This is a genomic window from Lactobacillus sp. ESL0228 (assembly GCF_003692825.1).
In the GTDB taxonomy this organism is placed as follows: domain Bacteria; phylum Bacillota; class Bacilli; order Lactobacillales; family Lactobacillaceae; genus Lactobacillus.
The window spans coordinates 81,427-96,573 of record NZ_REHJ01000011.1; the positions used below are offsets into that span (position 1 = coordinate 81,427).

Sequence of the window (15,147 nt, forward strand, 5' to 3'; positions counted from 1 at the left end):
TGGAGTACATAATAATATGGATCAAAAAAATAAACGGATTTCTGCGGCGGGTCTGCTGATTACGATTGGAATTGTGTATGGCGATATTGGTACTAGTCCGTTATACGTTATGAAGTCAATCGTTACTGGTAATGGCGGAATTGCCAACGTGAACCGTGAATTAATTTTGGGCTCAATTTCTTTGATTTTTTGGACAGTGACCTTATTAACAACTGTTAAGTACGTGATGATTGCCTTGCACGCAACCAACCACGGTGAAGGTGGCATCTTTGCTCTCTATGCACTCGTGCGCAAACGTGCCAAATGGCTGGTAATGCCAGCATTAATTGGAGGAGCAGCACTACTTGCTGACGGGACTTTGACGCCGGCGGTTACGGTAACCACCTCAATTGAGGGCTTGAAGAATATGCGCTTTGGTTCGAGCATTCCTGTTCCTAACCAAAGTTCAGTGGTTATAATTACACTGGTAATATTACTGGTGCTCTTTTCAATTCAAATGCTTGGTACTAGTAGTATTGGTAAGGCTTTTGGTCCAATTATGTTTGTCTGGTTTACTTTCCTTGGACTGATTGGTATTTACAATATGAATCAAGATTGGTCAATCTTGCAAGCACTCAACCCCATTCTTGCTATTAAAGTATTATTTAGTACAACTAATAAAGCCGGCATCTTTATTTTGGGATCAATCTTCCTTGCTACGACGGGTGCTGAAGCCCTCTATTCCGATGTTGGTCACGTTGGTCGCGGCAACATTCTAGGGTCGTGGCCATATGTATTTCTTTGCTTGGCACTAAATTATCTGGGTCAAGGAGTATGGATTTTACAGAATCCCAACTATCAAACTCACGGCACAGAGCTTAACCCCTTCTTTGAAGCCGTTCCGACCAACTTACGCCTGTTTGCTATTATTTTGGCAACGATTGCGGCCATTATTGCTTCGCAAGCCCTGATTACCGGTTCATTCACACTCGTTTCCGAAGCAAGTGGTTTAAAATTTTTACCACGAATGAAAATTAACTATCCAACTACCGAACATGGACAGATTTATATTCCTTCCGTCAATAAGATGATTTGCGTAGCCACAATGGCCATCGTTGTCTTTTTCCAAACTTCAGAACATATGGAAGCTGCCTATGGGCTGTCAATTACGGTGACGATGCTTATGACCACCGTCTTATTATTTGAATATCTCGGGGCTAAACACCATCCATTCATCCTGCGACTTTGTTTCTTAGTCGCTTTTGCCTTTATTGAGGGCATGTTTTTAATTTCTAGTTTAACCAAATTTACTCATGGTGGATATGTGACCGTTTTAATTGCAGGCTTCATCGGCATTATTATGTTCATCTGGTACTTTGGTAATAAGGTTCGTGACAAGCACGAGGGCGCTAATACCTATGTTCGCCTAGATAATTACACCGATATGCTTACCGACCTTAGTCATGATGATGATTACCCTGTTTATGCCACCAACCTTGTTTATATGGCTAAAGTTAAATACAACAAGTTTATTAAACGGGAAATTCTCTACTCAATCTTAGATAAGCGTCCAAAAAGGGCTAGTGCATATTGGTTTGTTTCCGTTAATATTACCAATGAACCCTTTACCGCTAAATATGCGGTTAACACCTATGGCACCAAGAATGTCATCAATGTGCAGCTTTTCCTAGGCTTTAAAAAGCAAACCAGCGTAAATGTATACTTGCGCCAAGTTGTTCATGATTTGATTAAAGATGGCACTATCGAATCGCAGCCACAGGAATACACCACTACCCCGGGACGTGAAGTGGGAGACTTCTCCTTTGTTATCGTTAACGATGTAGTCAGCCCCTTAACCAAGCTCAAGGGCTTTGAAAAGTGGATTGTGACTGCTCGTGTCTGGTTACAAAACCTTTCTTCAAATCCTGCTTCATGGTTTGGTCTTGAATATACGGACACGGTTGTTGAAAGTGTGCCGCTGATTCTTGGTCGTCCGAGCCGTGACTTACACATTAAGCGCGTTGCGCCACGTGATTATTCCCACCTCAAAAATGAGGATGATGAATAAAAAAAGAATTGTATCTTTTACTTGATACAATTCTTTTTTCTTACTTAAAATTTCTTACTTTGACGTATTGTTTCTTCGGTCCACCAATGCGGTAATATAACTTACCGTTTTTAAATTGATAAGGTGCACCATATGTTCGAATATATCTGCCCTTACGTAGCAAGCGATGATTAGCACGCTTTCAGGATAAACCATGATATTTTCATTTATTATCATTAACAGGAAGTTGAACTTTATCATTTGTTTCACTACTTGTCTGCTTTGATAAATTATTATCAGCACCATTAATTATATTTATAACTGGTACAATATTATCTGCAGTTTGCTTTAATTTTGCTGTATCAACCGATTGATCAGTTGTTTGATCAGCTTTTACATCTTGTGCATTTAATGCCACTACACCTAAGTCCAGCGCAACACTGTACAAAGACTCATGATTAACTATGACACGTCTAATAGCCTGTTCTTTAAATTCTGCAGAATAAGTAATGTAGGATTTATTGAGGATACTAAAACCATGGCGATCGATTAAAGCAACTAAGTAGTTAAGTACACTAATATTTACATCATATCTGCGACTTAATTCTCCAGAACCAACCTGATAGTTTTTCCATAGATTATAGATATCAATTTTGTCTTGCTTAGATAATTTAGACATAATAAAAACCTCGAAATTAATTTGTCTTAATTTCGGGGTTCAGATCAGAATAGTGCTGTTTTTGTTTTAATAATTAAATTACCAAATATGAACACGTTTATCTGGCTCTAACCACATACCATCTTCTGGCTTCACATCAAAGGCTTGATAGAAATCATCTTGACATTGCGTTTGGACATTTGCCCGTAATGGACCTGGGGCATGAACATCGACTGCCGTTTGAGTCTTAATTGACTCAGTCAACTGCTTATTTGCCCAAATTCTAGCAAAGTTTTCAAACAATTTCTTTAAATCGTCATTTTCATTTTTAGCAGCCTCAACTGCAGCAGTCAATCCGCCCTGATCGGCAATGTTTTCAGACACAATTTGCTTACCATTCAATTTAACTGGACCATATTCAAGACCATCAAACAGATCAATTTCAGCTTGTGTCCGCTTTTTAAATTCGGCATAGTCCTCATCAGTCCACCAATTGGTCATATTACCTAACTCATCGAATTGCGCCCCATTATTGTCAAAGGCATGCGAAACTTCGTGAGCAATCACAGTCCCAATCCCGCCAAAGTTAGTGGCACGATCTTGCTTTAAATCATAAAATGGTGCTTGCAAAATTGCGGCTGGGAAGGTTAAGTCATTTCTTTGCGGATCATAACAAGCGTTAACTAAATTGCCTGGCATTGCCCAAATTGTTCGGTCAACTTCACGGTGCAATTGTTCAATGTTGTATTTCTGCTCTTCGATTGCAAAAGCGCGTTCATTGGAGTAAAGACTGCCGCCTTGGTTAGCTGGAATAACCTCTAATCGATTGTAGATTTCTTCAATCTTATCAGGATAACCAATTTTAAGTTCCAAAGCTTCAAGTTTTACAATTGCCTTCTTTTTGGTAGCTTCGGATAGCCAACTATTCTTTGCCAAGCGCTCTTTATAAACAGTCAACATGCGCCGAATCATATCTTCAACATCTTTTTTGGCTTCAGAGCCGAAATACGTTTGACCGTAATAAACACCAACGACTTCACTAAAACTACCATTGGCAATATGATATGCCTGTTTAACACCATCGGATAATTGTGGCTGACCCGACAAGGCTTGACTAAACGGAAAGGCAGCTTCTCTGAAGCTTTGTGATAGTTCAGAGGCAACGTCATTAATAAAGTTGACAATCATCCAGCCCTTAATTTCTTCGAAATTATCCTTATTGACCAGTTCATTGATATGATCTAAATAACGTGGTTCTGCTACGATAATTCTGGCAGGCTCTTCCCCAATGACTTCTTTCAAGTAGTAATCAATCTTGAATTCACTAAATTTAGCTTCAAAATCAGCAATTTTCATTGGATTATAAGTTGCTGGATAATCAGCCCATTCTTCAGATGACTTAACTACTTTAGCTAGTTTGGCATCAAACTTAATTGCATCTGCCGCATATTTTTCTGCTACTGCAGGATCTATTCCAGCCATTTCAAGCAACTTAACTGATTGCTGTTGCAAAATAGTTAATAATTTAGCCGCATCTTCAGTTTGATAAGTTGTAGTATCTGGCAAAAAGGTTCCAGGACCGGCAAAGTTCAGTACATTAACTTTGGTGTTTTTCATATCCGGTTCCACATCAAAGCCAAATGGCATTGATGCAAAAGTTGTTAAGTCTGGTGCCTTCAAATTAAAATCAGAGAAGTCCTTAAGTTCAGCAAGAAGTGCCAAGTCGGATTTTATCGGCTCTGCCCCTTCGCGATTACGTTTATCAAAGTCGCTTGCTAATTGGTAAAGCTTAACCGCCTTTTTCAAGTTAGGAACATTGGGCACCTCTTTTTTACCAGAGGCAAAATCTGCGAAATCTTGCATTAAATGCTTTTCAACATTAACGTCAATCCCATCAAAAGATGCCATCCGCGAACGGTCACTAGGAATCTTAGTCTTTTCAAGCCAGTCCGAGTTAACCGCTAGATAAATATTGTCTTGGGGACGTGTACCCACTTTAGGTTCAATTACATCGCCGCTTCCGCCACGAATTGTAGAAATTTTTTTCATTTAAAAATCCTCCCTTGGGATTAAGATTAAAATTTAACTAGATTAATATTATCATTTTAATTATCAGGTTAATATTAAAAAGCTTTTACAAACTTTATTTGTAAAGTTTTATCCGATGCCGTAACTTCGCATAAAGCGGTAATAGCAGAATAACCATTAGAAAAATTCCGCCAGCTGCAACCATGAAAAATGGTATATAGCCTGCCCGATCAATTATCATCCCGCCAAATAAGGGACCAAAGGCTTGACCTATCCCGCGAGCAACATTGATTACCCCCTGATATTTACCCTTACTGGTATTGGGCGATAAATCATTAATGTAAGCCGGAACAGCTGGAAAAGCTGTAGATTCGCCCAAAGTTAAGATAACCATCGATAAGGCAAAATGCAAAAAGTCCCGAGCAACAATCAAGGTTGCAAAAGAAATGGCAAACATCAAAGTGCCGAACACAATTTGTTGGAACAAGCTCTTAAAAATATTTGGGTACCGTGCCAAAATTACTTGCACAATCACAATAATTGCTCCATTAAGAGTCCATAATAGACTATATAAGTGAAACGGAATACCCAAAGATACCATATAAACGGAAAGATTAGATTCCCAGTTCATATACATTAGCCACGTTACTGCTAGTGAAATTAAAAATCCTACCATCAGCATCAAATTATATTTAGGCATCGGTTCAGCCTTAGGTTTTTTGCCTAATTGTGTTTTCTTAGCATGTCTTTGCTTATGAAAATTGCTAATTGGACGATAATGAATTGCGGCATTAATAAAGCCAATTGCAAATAAAGCCGCTGCCAACAAGAACAAAAATTCGATCGAAAAATCATATAGGTAGCCCACTAAGAGTGTGCCTGTCACTGTTCCCACGTTCTGGGCAAAGTAAATTAGATTGAAAACATAGCGTCCCGGATACTTGCGCAGGCTGGTCGCAATTGAATTGATTAGGGTTCCGTTCCATCCGCTAGCAAAGCCAGTCAGCACCAACCAGAACCAATATTCTGGCCAGCCATGGAAAAACGCCATCAAAATCAAAATTAATGCATCTACCCCAAGTCCAGTAACAATTAATGGGTATGGGTTGCAGCGATCATAAAGCCAGCCCGCTACCAATGATCCCAACACATTGCTGGCACAATTGCAGAATAAAACAATACCAATCACTGATAAACTGATATGTAACTGTTTGTTAAGATATACTGAGGTTAATGGCCAAACAAAGCTTGACCCAATCCAAGTTACCAATTCTCCTAACAGCAGCCAGCGCAATTTGACTTCTATTTCATTATTATTTAATCCATGTGCAAGTTTCATATAATTAATCCTCTCCACTTAGACTCTATTTACCAGTTTAGCAAGAAGTTTAAAAAAAGAACACCCCAAGGTGTTAATGACCGAATCAAAATGTTTACTTTAATTTCTGGATTCGTGCTTAACTTGCGGGTGTTCTATATTTCTATATTGTAATTAACGTTAATTACTTAAAATTTGCCACTTTCATATAAGTACCTTGACCGATAATATAATACTTCTTTTTCTTAATCGTTACACTGCTACCGTAAGTTCTAACCAAATGATTCTTTTTGAACACTTTTTTGCCTAACCGATTACCATAACGACTGTAAACATATGCATTATGCTTGAGTTTCATATTAGTACCATCGATATTGTTAGCAACAATGTCCAAACCATTAGAAAGTTCATAATAATTCGTACCTTTTAAAACTTTCTTGCCTATGACATCTACAACTGAGGTGGTGGTAAGAATCACTTTATTGGCACGTTGTCCTTGCTCATCATAAAGATAAGCATTGTGCATAATTTGCTTTTCAACGAGATTATTTACATTTACGCTTACTTTCATACCACTTGTAGTTAATGATTGTACTGTAATTGGCATAACGTTATTGGCCTTGATGAAACGATTACGGGCAATGATAAAATATTTGTGTCCGCGAATGGTTAATGGATCACCATAGGTGTCAATTCTTTGTTTGTTGCGCAACATTTTTGAGTGCTTAATTCGCTTGCCATACCGATTATAAACATATGCATTATGCTTTAGCACCTGCGCAGTTGCGTCAGCGTTACTAGCGACTACATAATATTTCTGCTTGTCAGCACCTTGATCAACTAAAACATAAAATGTTCTGCCATTAATCTTTTCTTTACCATGCACAGCTAACTCTGAATCAAACTTAAGCGTCACCTTATTTGCCCGCTTACAATTTTTATCATAGAGATAAGCATTGTGTTTAAGCACAACTTCTTTAACCATATCATTAGTTGACGGGACATGATTACTAGGATTAGAAGTGATGGGAATAGCTGGCGTTTGACTTGTTGAATCAGTTGGTGGTACAGGCGAAGGTAGCGGTTTTGGTACAGCCTTTTTATCAGCGTAGGTATCAGCGTCCGTATTTGGATTATAATTACTAATTAGCTCGCTTGAACTCCATTTATGAGTATTAGCTGGCAGATAGGAAGGATCATCACCTTGGTTATACCACGTTACAGGAGTATTTAAGCCAGACCCATCTAAGACGTTGTTCTTGCCTAATTTTAGCCATTTCAACTTAGGTAAGTCTGTCAACATATCTGAACGTAGAGTTGAACTGGTCATTTTAAAACCACTAAGATCTAATTTCTCTAAACTTTTACAATCGTGAAACATTTGATCCATCTCGGTCGGGGTCGAGTTTTTAAAACTACTGAGGTCAATTTCTTTTAACTTTTCACACCACTCAAACATACCTCCCAAAGCAGCGATTTTTTCACTATTCCATTGAGGGAGTTTTACCTGTTCTAATGACGAACAGCCAAAAAACATGTCATTCAGATTCGTCACCTTATCAACTTTAAAGTTTGAAATATCGAGCTTTTTAACGGACCTCAAGTTCGAAAACATGTATATCAGCCCACTACCAGTAACATTGCTCGTGTCAAAACGACTAACGTCTAATTCTGTTATTTTCTCACAAGCGCCAAACATACTTTTCATATCAGTAACCTTAGCTGTGTTAAAGTGCGAAACATCCACTCCAGCTAGATTACGGTCATCAAAAAACATACTACTCATATTAGTTACATCTGAAGTATCAAGTCTATCCAAATTCTGAATGTCTTGTAATTGATCTAACTGGGCAAATATACCAGCAGCAGAACCACTAATTTTTATTAAATCAGCAGCAATAACTATATGTTTCACTCCTGGTGCTACCATTGCAAGCATACCAGGACCATTAATAGTATACTTTTCCCCAGGTGTTCCAATAGTTAGGGTTCTATTATTAGCATCGTATTCTAATGGTACAGTGTTGCCCCACATAAATTGTTGTGATCTAGTCAAATGATTATTTGATGCAGCTTTGGGCAAGCTAGTTGTAGTTAAATGCTCAGAAACTTCAGGTCGCAAGTCAGCCGCTTTAACGGTGTTATTTTCAGTAATTCCTAATATCAATAACGTGCTGGCGGCAAGACTACTAACCATTATCTTTTTATTCTTTTGATTAAAACTTTTACGTTTTTTCATATTTACTTCTTCCGTAAAACTTACAGCTAATAATACAATTATTTCTTATAAAATAATAAATTGTATCTTATAATCAATTGTATAACTAAATATATATAAAAGATAATAATTGATAGAATAAATTAAAAGTTCAGCTTCATAATCAGCAAAAAATTAAGCCAATATAATTATTGCGCTGTTTTTATTTTTGTAAGTTAAGTAAAAAAATAATAAAGCAAAAAATAAATATACGCATACTTAATGCAGATACATATCACAATTTTGATTCTATTTTATTTCAATAAACTACCCTTGCACCCAAGACTTATAATAAATATAAAAAGATCGTATACCGATATTTTATCGACATACGACCTTAGCAAATCAAAATAATATTAACTGTTAAACACTAAAAATCTGCTTCATTGATGTATAAATCATCAATATTTTCTTCATGTAAGCTTTTAATTATTTTTTGTGCAGTGTTTTCTAATTCCATCTTAATTTGTTTTAAACCACGTACTTGCATTCGAGATGTTGGACCCGAAACGCTAATTGCAGCTACCACTTTATTACATTTAATTATTGGAACAGCAATACAACTTAATCCATACTCAGCTTCTTCATTATCATAGGCAACTTTTTCTTTTTTTATTGCTAAAACTTCTTTTCTTAACACTGTCTCATTATTAATTGTATTCACTGTTTTTTTATCTAGGTTACAAGTAGCGAAGTAATGAGTTAACTGTTTTTCTGAAAAAGTAGCTAAAAATATTTTTCCCATACTACTACAATATAAGGGAGCTACTGGCATTAATTTAACTTGAAGAGAAAAGTTCTCTCCCTCAATACTTTTTAGATAGACTACCTGTGAATTATATAATATTCCCAAATTTATTGTTTCTTTTATTTTTTTTGAAAATTGATTCATAAAAGGTAGTGCAATTTCAACAAGAGAATTCTTACTTTTAACCCTATTAACATATTTTAAAAAGGTTGAACCTAAGCTATATTTTTTATCTTTATCCTCAAAAATTATATTTAAATATTTTAGTGTACTAATTAATCTAAATACTGTAGTTTTTGGTAAGGATACAGCTACACTTAAATTACTAATTCCCACACTATCTTTTGCATTTGCTATCACATCAATAATCTTAAAAGTGTTAATGACGGTTTTATTTAATTCATCGTTCAAAAAAGTAACCTCTTTTTATGGATTTACGATACTTCTAGTAGTTCCTCCATTAATTATAGTCTTAGCATCATTTAAAGCAATTTCCATACTATTTTTAATTGCTAATTCTGTAAAGAACGCAATATGTGGCGTAATCAAAACATTAGGCATTTTATGCAATATCTGGTAGTCCTTAGGTAAAGACTCTTCATCTAATTGCTTACCAAAAAAGTCTATTTCATCTTCTAGAGTGTCTAATCCAGCTGCTGAAATTTTTCCATTTTTAAGTGCTTTAATTAATGCTTGGGTATCAACAAGTCCACCCCTAGCCATATTAAGCAAAATTGGTTTTTTCTTCATTTTATTAATTGAATTTTCATTAATTATCTTTTTTGTGTTAGGCAACAATGGTACATGCAATGAAATAATATCTGATTCCTTATAAATGGTATCTAAGTCAACATAAGTTGTAAATGGTTCAAGTGATGCATCATAATATGGATCATAGGTAATAACTTTAGCCCCTAGCATATTATAAATTTGAGCAGTTGCACTTCCAATATGGCCAGCACCAATTAATCCAACGGTACAATTAAAAATTTCTGTACTAATAGTAGATTGATCATAAGTGAAATTTCCCTTTTCCATACGTTCTTGATAAATACCAATTTTACGTAATAGATACATTGCCTGCGTTACTCCCATTTCAGCAATTGCACGAGGAGAATAAGCAGCAACATTAGTTATTCTTATACCATGTCGTTTGGCAGCATTTAAATCTTGATTATCTACTCCAACTTGACGAATTGCCAATTGTTTTATTCCAAAACTCTCAAGTTTAGAATAAACCACTTCGTTTACAGGAGTAATCCCTTCTGAAGAAACACCTGAATAACCCTCAGCTAAACCAACGTTATCATCGTTTAGTTCTTCTTTCACAAGCTTTATTTCAACATTATTTTCTTTAGCCCATTTATTAATATATGGTTTTTCTAATTCAATAACTCCATAACAAATAATTTTCATTTTCTTCTCCTCTTACTTTTCGTCAATGTTGACTACCCAATCACTTTTTTTATACAATTTTGGGAATTTTTCCATAAAGTGAACCACAATTATTGACACAACGATCGGCAATACAAAATATATAAATATCAAAATAGCTATCTTTAATAAATCAGGTCCATTCATATACGTATATGAATTAATTGGACCAACAGGCTGACCAAAGCCGGCATAAGCTGAACCATTTTTTATTCCTAAAAATGAATCTACAAAACCAATTATTGCCCCGACTATCGCTATTGGAAGTAACATGCGTGGATGCTTAACAAAGTTTGCTAACATCATTTTCACAGATCCCCAAAACATTGCAAAAGAAACTCCTTTTCCATTAACTTTATACGTAGCGATGGCAACTATCATAAAGCAAGATGTCACACCAACAGATGCTGCACCACCTGCTAATCCACTAATTCCAATCGCATAAGCCAATCCCACTGTTGAAAGTGGAGTAGCTATAATAACTGCAAAAGACATGGCTATTAATGTACACATTAAAGTCGGTTGAAGCCTTGTAAACGAATTTAATATTGAACCAACAGTCGTTGAAATCAAATGAACGTAAGTATAGCTCCACATACCAAAAGATCCTACTATTGTCCCACAGACAATAGGATCCCATATAATTGAAAAACTTCCAACATAATTTCTAATTAAAAATATGGCAACTATAGAAATAGCAATAATCAAAATGGTATTAATTAAGTCTCCCATTCCAACTAATTTCCACTCGCCTTTTAAATATATAACTGCTCCACTGCCCACTAGGCTAGCTATCGAAACACTAGCTTTTTCAATCATATTAAAACCAAATTGATTAGCTGCCAAAATGCCAGCTGCAACGGGAACAATATACATTCCCATGTTAGTAGCTGTGATTACTGTGTTCCAAAATGAATTTGTGTTAGCCAACCCACTTATAAATGGTGCAATGATCGCTCCTGGTGTCACAGCAACCACTATAGCCATTGCTACAGCAGACATTATTTTATTACAAAAGTCACTAAATTTATATTTTTTTAATTCATTCATGTAATTCTCCTTTAAATAAATGGAACAACGTTTCACTTTCTAAATATAAGCTATTGTGAAAAAAATTTCAAGTAAAAATCATGTAATAAAATAGCTGTTTTTTATTTGATCCTGGTTAATCAAGCTTTGGCACTAAAAGCAGACTCAATAGATATAAATTTTATTTTACTTATATCAAATTGTTCACAATATTAACGTGAGCCGAAACTAACATAATTTTAAAAAGTAAGCCAACATAAAGGCCGTATCTCGATTGAATATCGACATACGGCCTTTAACTAATTTTAACTGATCTGCTTTTTTAACTAATATTATTTATTAAAAAATTGTCCTTTATTTTCCTGATAATACTTTTGATAACGACCATTATAATTATGGAACATATATTTCATTAACAGCCAGCGCTTAAAGTTACGATCCTTGTCATAAAACACTGTCGTACCATAGCGACCCTCATGAATTAATTCTTCAGCCAATTGCTTGGCATCATTATCTACTGCATATCGTTGGAAAACTTTAACTGGTAGCCCCAGCCACAAAACATGCTTAGACTTTAGTTTATTCCCATAAACAGTTTCTTTATCTTTTAAACTATCTTCAACATAATCTTCTACGTACCACTTAGCGAGATTATAATCATTCAAAGTGACATAAAAGCTAGAGCGACCTTGACGCAAGTTGATTTCAAAGAACTTATACTTGCCATCACGGGTATCATATTTAATATCAAAGTTAGCCATTCCAGTATAATTTAATTTTTCTAAGAATGCTTCAACTTGCTCATATAGCTTTTCATCATATTCAGGTAGAATCGCCATATAATTACCAATTGACTGCGGAGTCGGATCTTCTAATAGCGGATGCCCCATGCACATCATCTTGACGTGATGATCCTTGTCAACATAAGCGTTTAAAACACGCATGTTAGAATCATCCCCGGGAATAAAGTCCTGCAAAATCAGGTCTTCTTTATAGCCATTACCATAAATCTTGCCGATAATATCTTTTAATTCAGCTTCATTATGAATGGTAAACGCCTTTTTACGACCTTCAAATTGAACATCAAGCCAAGAAACTGGATCTTCAGGCTTTAATTCCAGTGGATAACCAAAAGGAAGCTCTAAATAATTTTCTTCCTGATAGTCAGCCAATGTTACAATTTTTGTCTTTGGATAAGGTAAGCCATATTCTTCCGCAATTTGATAAAAGCCTTCTTTAGAAATCAATTTTGCTAAAAGATCATAGTCAATATACGGAACAATAAAAACATCGCTTAACTCAGTCTTATGCTTAGAAAGCAGTTCTGCATAACCATCCCCACAAGCAATCAAAATCACTGGTTCCTTGTGGTCTTGATAAATTTTCATTTGTTCATACATGACATCCATAAAGGTCGGATCTGTACTAAAGCCATGGTGTAATTCAACGTTTACAATTTTAGAATAACGCGTTGGTGCCAATTGGGTATCAGCTAATGCCTTAACTTTAATGCCATAGGCTTCATTAAATGAACGAGCCATACCATAAACATTAATATCACTACCAAGTAAGATGGGTGTAAATTGTTTCATTTTAAAAATCTGCTCCTATCAGACTAACTTTCCTTGCTCAATCAAGCTAGCTACTTCTGGTTGCACGTGCTGATACTTGGATACTGTTCCCTCATAATCAACAAAGAATAACTTATACCATACTAAAAAAGTATATATCGTCCAAATTTGACGCCGGTGCGTCCCATCGCCCTTATAATTATCATCTAATAATTGCAATATCTTATCTTGCTCAAAAATATCTTGGACAAAGTCTTCGCTAAATAATTCCCTTACTTGCTTATAAAAGCGTGGTTCCTGTAACCATTGTTTAATTGGTGTTGGAAAACCTAGTTTCGGACGTTTAGCCCATTCATCTGGCAATACTTTTTCAGAGGCCTTACGTAAAGCATACTTGGTGTCATGGCTATTAACCAAATAATCTGTCGGAATTGAATTAGCACGTTCTGCCATTTTCTTATCTAGGTAAGGAACTCGTAGTTCTAACGAGTGCGCCATTGAAATCTTATCAGCTTTTTGTTCAATATCGTTTAGCATAAAGTGATGCAAATCGATATATTGCATTTGGCGAACATTATCCAAATCTTTAACTTTCTTAAAGTCACTTTGATAAATGCCATTAACCGTTAACTGATTGCGATAAGATGGTCGCAAAATACTATTGGCATCTTTAGAAGTAAAAATAGTTGGATAATCCATGTCATAGATGACGGACTGCCCTACATAAAATTCACTTGGTTGCGCCAAATTAGTATATAAATGCACTTTCCCTGGAAAGTTTGGCATTTTCTTTATCTTGCGCGCCAATTTTATTTTGGTGTTTTTAGGTAGTTTTACACATTGAGAAGTAAAAGCCTTAATTACACTGTTATGGGTGTGCATGCCATAATTAACATAGCCGGCAAATAATTCATCAGCACCTTCACCAGATAATGCCACTGTGACGTGCTTACGTGCCATTTTACATAGATACCATAAAGGGATAATTGACGGATTAGCATCTGGTTCATCCATATGGTATTGCATTTCTGCAAAATCATGCATTGCTTCATCAGCATTTACTTTATCTGAGTAAAACTTCCACCCCTTAATATCGGCTAAGTCTTTTGCTTTAGACGCCTCATCATAAGTGGCATCATCAAAGGAAATTGAGAACACATCATCAGGATTTAAAATACTAGTAATGTAGCTTGAATCAACACCCTCAGATAAAAAGGCCCCTACCGGAACATCAGCATTGTGGTACAGTTCAACTGTTTCTTTCAAATCCTCATCAATTTTCTTAACCGTTTCTTCAAAGCTAAGACTATTAGCCTTGTATTCGGCATCCCAATATTGATGAATTTTCATCTCGCCAGCTTTATATTCGAACCAATGCCCTGCCGGAAAACGGTGAATCCCTTTGAAGAACGTTTCACTTAAGTCATTGTATTGATTCATTAAATATGGCTTAACTGCCTCAGTATTGAGTCTACGTTTAAAACCAGGGAAAGCAAGAAAACTCTTGATTTCAGAGCCCATAATAAGATGACCATTGTCATTGCTGTAATATAATGGCTTGATACCAAAGAAGTCGCGAGCACCATACATTGTTTGGGTATTATCATCCCAAATAATAAAGGCAAACATTCCCCGAACCCGCTTGAGAAGACCATCCATGCCCCATTCTTCATATCCATGTAGTAAAACATCAGTATCTGATTTAGTTGTAAAGGTATGTCCAGCCACAATTAGCTCTTCTCTTAGCGGCTTAAAATTATAAATTTCTCCGTTAAAAATAATTGCCCGCGTTTTGTCTTCGTTAAAAATTGGTTGGCTACCGCCACGCAAATCAATAATCGATAACCGTCTAAAACCCAGTGCGACTTTATCGTTAGTGTAAAGCCCATCTGAATTAGGACCACGGTGCTTAATTGTTGCCATCATTTTACCGATGGCGGCTTGCTTATCGTTTATTTCTGGATTATAAAATGCAACAATTCCGCACATAGTTTATCTTCCTTAAATTATTTCAAACATCTATTTTCCTTAGTCTAACTTTACTATTATAGGCTAAAAGGCAGCCAATTACCAAATTG

General features: G+C 35.9%; 11 protein-coding genes. 1 reads left to right on the top strand and 10 read right to left on the bottom strand.

Annotation, left to right across the window (positions count from 1 at the left end):
• Positions 1-16: 16 nt before the first annotated feature.
• A complete protein-coding gene (locus F5ESL0228_RS07490; protein ID WP_122023359.1) occupies positions 17-2,047 on the top strand; it encodes a KUP/HAK/KT family potassium transporter in 2,031 nt (676 codons plus the stop codon).
• Positions 2,048-2,087: 40 nt separating this feature from the next.
• On the opposite strand, the gene F5ESL0228_RS07495 is transcribed toward F5ESL0228_RS07490, so the two are convergent.
• The 10 genes from F5ESL0228_RS07495 to asnB form a co-directional block, all read right to left on the bottom strand.
• Positions 2,088-2,210 (bottom strand): SLAP domain-containing protein, encoded by a 123-nt coding sequence (locus tag F5ESL0228_RS07495; RefSeq protein ID WP_122023360.1) that lies wholly within the window; start codon positions 2,208-2,210, stop codon positions 2,088-2,090.
• 39 nt (positions 2,211-2,249) lie between these two features.
• Complete coding sequence (locus F5ESL0228_RS07500) at positions 2,250-2,705, bottom strand: transposase (RefSeq protein ID WP_122023361.1); 456 nt, start codon at positions 2,703-2,705, stop codon at positions 2,250-2,252.
• Positions 2,706-2,783: 78 nt separating this feature from the next.
• Positions 2,784-4,733: a M13 family metallopeptidase gene (locus F5ESL0228_RS07505; RefSeq protein WP_122023362.1), complete on the bottom strand. Its 1,950-nt coding sequence runs from the start codon at positions 4,731-4,733 to the stop codon at positions 2,784-2,786.
• Between the two features lie 94 nt (positions 4,734-4,827).
• Positions 4,828-6,051, bottom strand: coding sequence for an MFS transporter (locus F5ESL0228_RS07510; RefSeq protein ID WP_122019150.1), 1,224 nt, complete (start codon positions 6,049-6,051; stop codon positions 4,828-4,830).
• A gap of 163 nt (positions 6,052-6,214) precedes the next feature.
• Complete coding sequence (locus tag F5ESL0228_RS07515; RefSeq protein WP_122023363.1) at positions 6,215-8,269, bottom strand: SLAP domain-containing protein; 2,055 nt, start codon at positions 8,267-8,269, stop codon at positions 6,215-6,217.
• A 388-nt stretch (positions 8,270-8,657) separates the two neighbouring features.
• Positions 8,658-9,446 carry an IclR family transcriptional regulator gene (locus F5ESL0228_RS07520; protein WP_122023364.1) on the bottom strand — a complete coding sequence of 263 codons (789 nt, stop codon included), beginning with the start codon at positions 9,444-9,446 and terminating at the stop codon, positions 8,658-8,660.
• Positions 9,447-9,461: 15 nt separating this feature from the next.
• Positions 9,462-10,451, bottom strand: a complete 990-nt coding sequence (locus F5ESL0228_RS07525) for a D-2-hydroxyacid dehydrogenase (RefSeq protein WP_122019159.1) — start codon at positions 10,449-10,451, stop codon at positions 9,462-9,464.
• 12 nt (positions 10,452-10,463) lie between these two features.
• Positions 10,464-11,519, bottom strand: coding sequence for a PTS sugar transporter subunit IIC (locus F5ESL0228_RS07530; RefSeq protein ID WP_122023365.1), 1,056 nt, complete (start codon positions 11,517-11,519; stop codon positions 10,464-10,466).
• A 311-nt stretch (positions 11,520-11,830) separates the two neighbouring features.
• Positions 11,831-13,090, bottom strand: a complete 1,260-nt coding sequence (locus F5ESL0228_RS07535) for a carboxylate--amine ligase (protein WP_122019164.1) — start codon at positions 13,088-13,090, stop codon at positions 11,831-11,833.
• 18 nt (positions 13,091-13,108) lie between these two features.
• On the bottom strand, positions 13,109-15,058 hold the full coding sequence (gene asnB / locus F5ESL0228_RS07540) for an asparagine synthase (glutamine-hydrolyzing) (protein WP_122023366.1): 1,950 nt from the start codon (positions 15,056-15,058) through the stop codon (positions 13,109-13,111).
• Positions 15,059-15,147 lie beyond the last annotated feature (89 nt).

What these genes read in the sequence shown, in the direction of transcription:
- F5ESL0228_RS07490 (WP_122023359.1), top strand. Translation starts at nt 17, where the DNA reads ATGGATCAAAAAAATAAACGGATTTCTGCGGCGGGTCTGCTGATTACG.
- F5ESL0228_RS07500 (WP_122023361.1), bottom strand. Translation starts at nt 2,705, where the DNA reads ATGTCTAAATTATCTAAGCAAGACAAAATTGATATCTATAATCTATGG.
- F5ESL0228_RS07505 (WP_122023362.1), bottom strand. Translation starts at nt 4,733, where the DNA reads ATGAAAAAAATTTCTACAATTCGTGGCGGAAGCGGCGATGTAATTGAA.
- F5ESL0228_RS07510 (WP_122019150.1), bottom strand. Translation starts at nt 6,051, where the DNA reads ATGAAACTTGCACATGGATTAAATAATAATGAAATAGAAGTCAAATTG.
- F5ESL0228_RS07515 (WP_122023363.1), bottom strand. Translation starts at nt 8,269, where the DNA reads ATGAAAAAACGTAAAAGTTTTAATCAAAAGAATAAAAAGATAATGGTT.
- F5ESL0228_RS07525 (WP_122019159.1), bottom strand. Translation starts at nt 10,451, where the DNA reads ATGAAAATTATTTGTTATGGAGTTATTGAATTAGAAAAACCATATATT.
- F5ESL0228_RS07530 (WP_122023365.1), bottom strand. Translation starts at nt 11,519, where the DNA reads ATGAATGAATTAAAAAAATATAAATTTAGTGACTTTTGTAATAAAATA.
- F5ESL0228_RS07535 (WP_122019164.1), bottom strand. Translation starts at nt 13,090, where the DNA reads ATGAAACAATTTACACCCATCTTACTTGGTAGTGATATTAATGTTTAT.
- asnB (WP_122023366.1), bottom strand. Translation starts at nt 15,058, where the DNA reads ATGTGCGGAATTGTTGCATTTTATAATCCAGAAATAAACGATAAGCAA.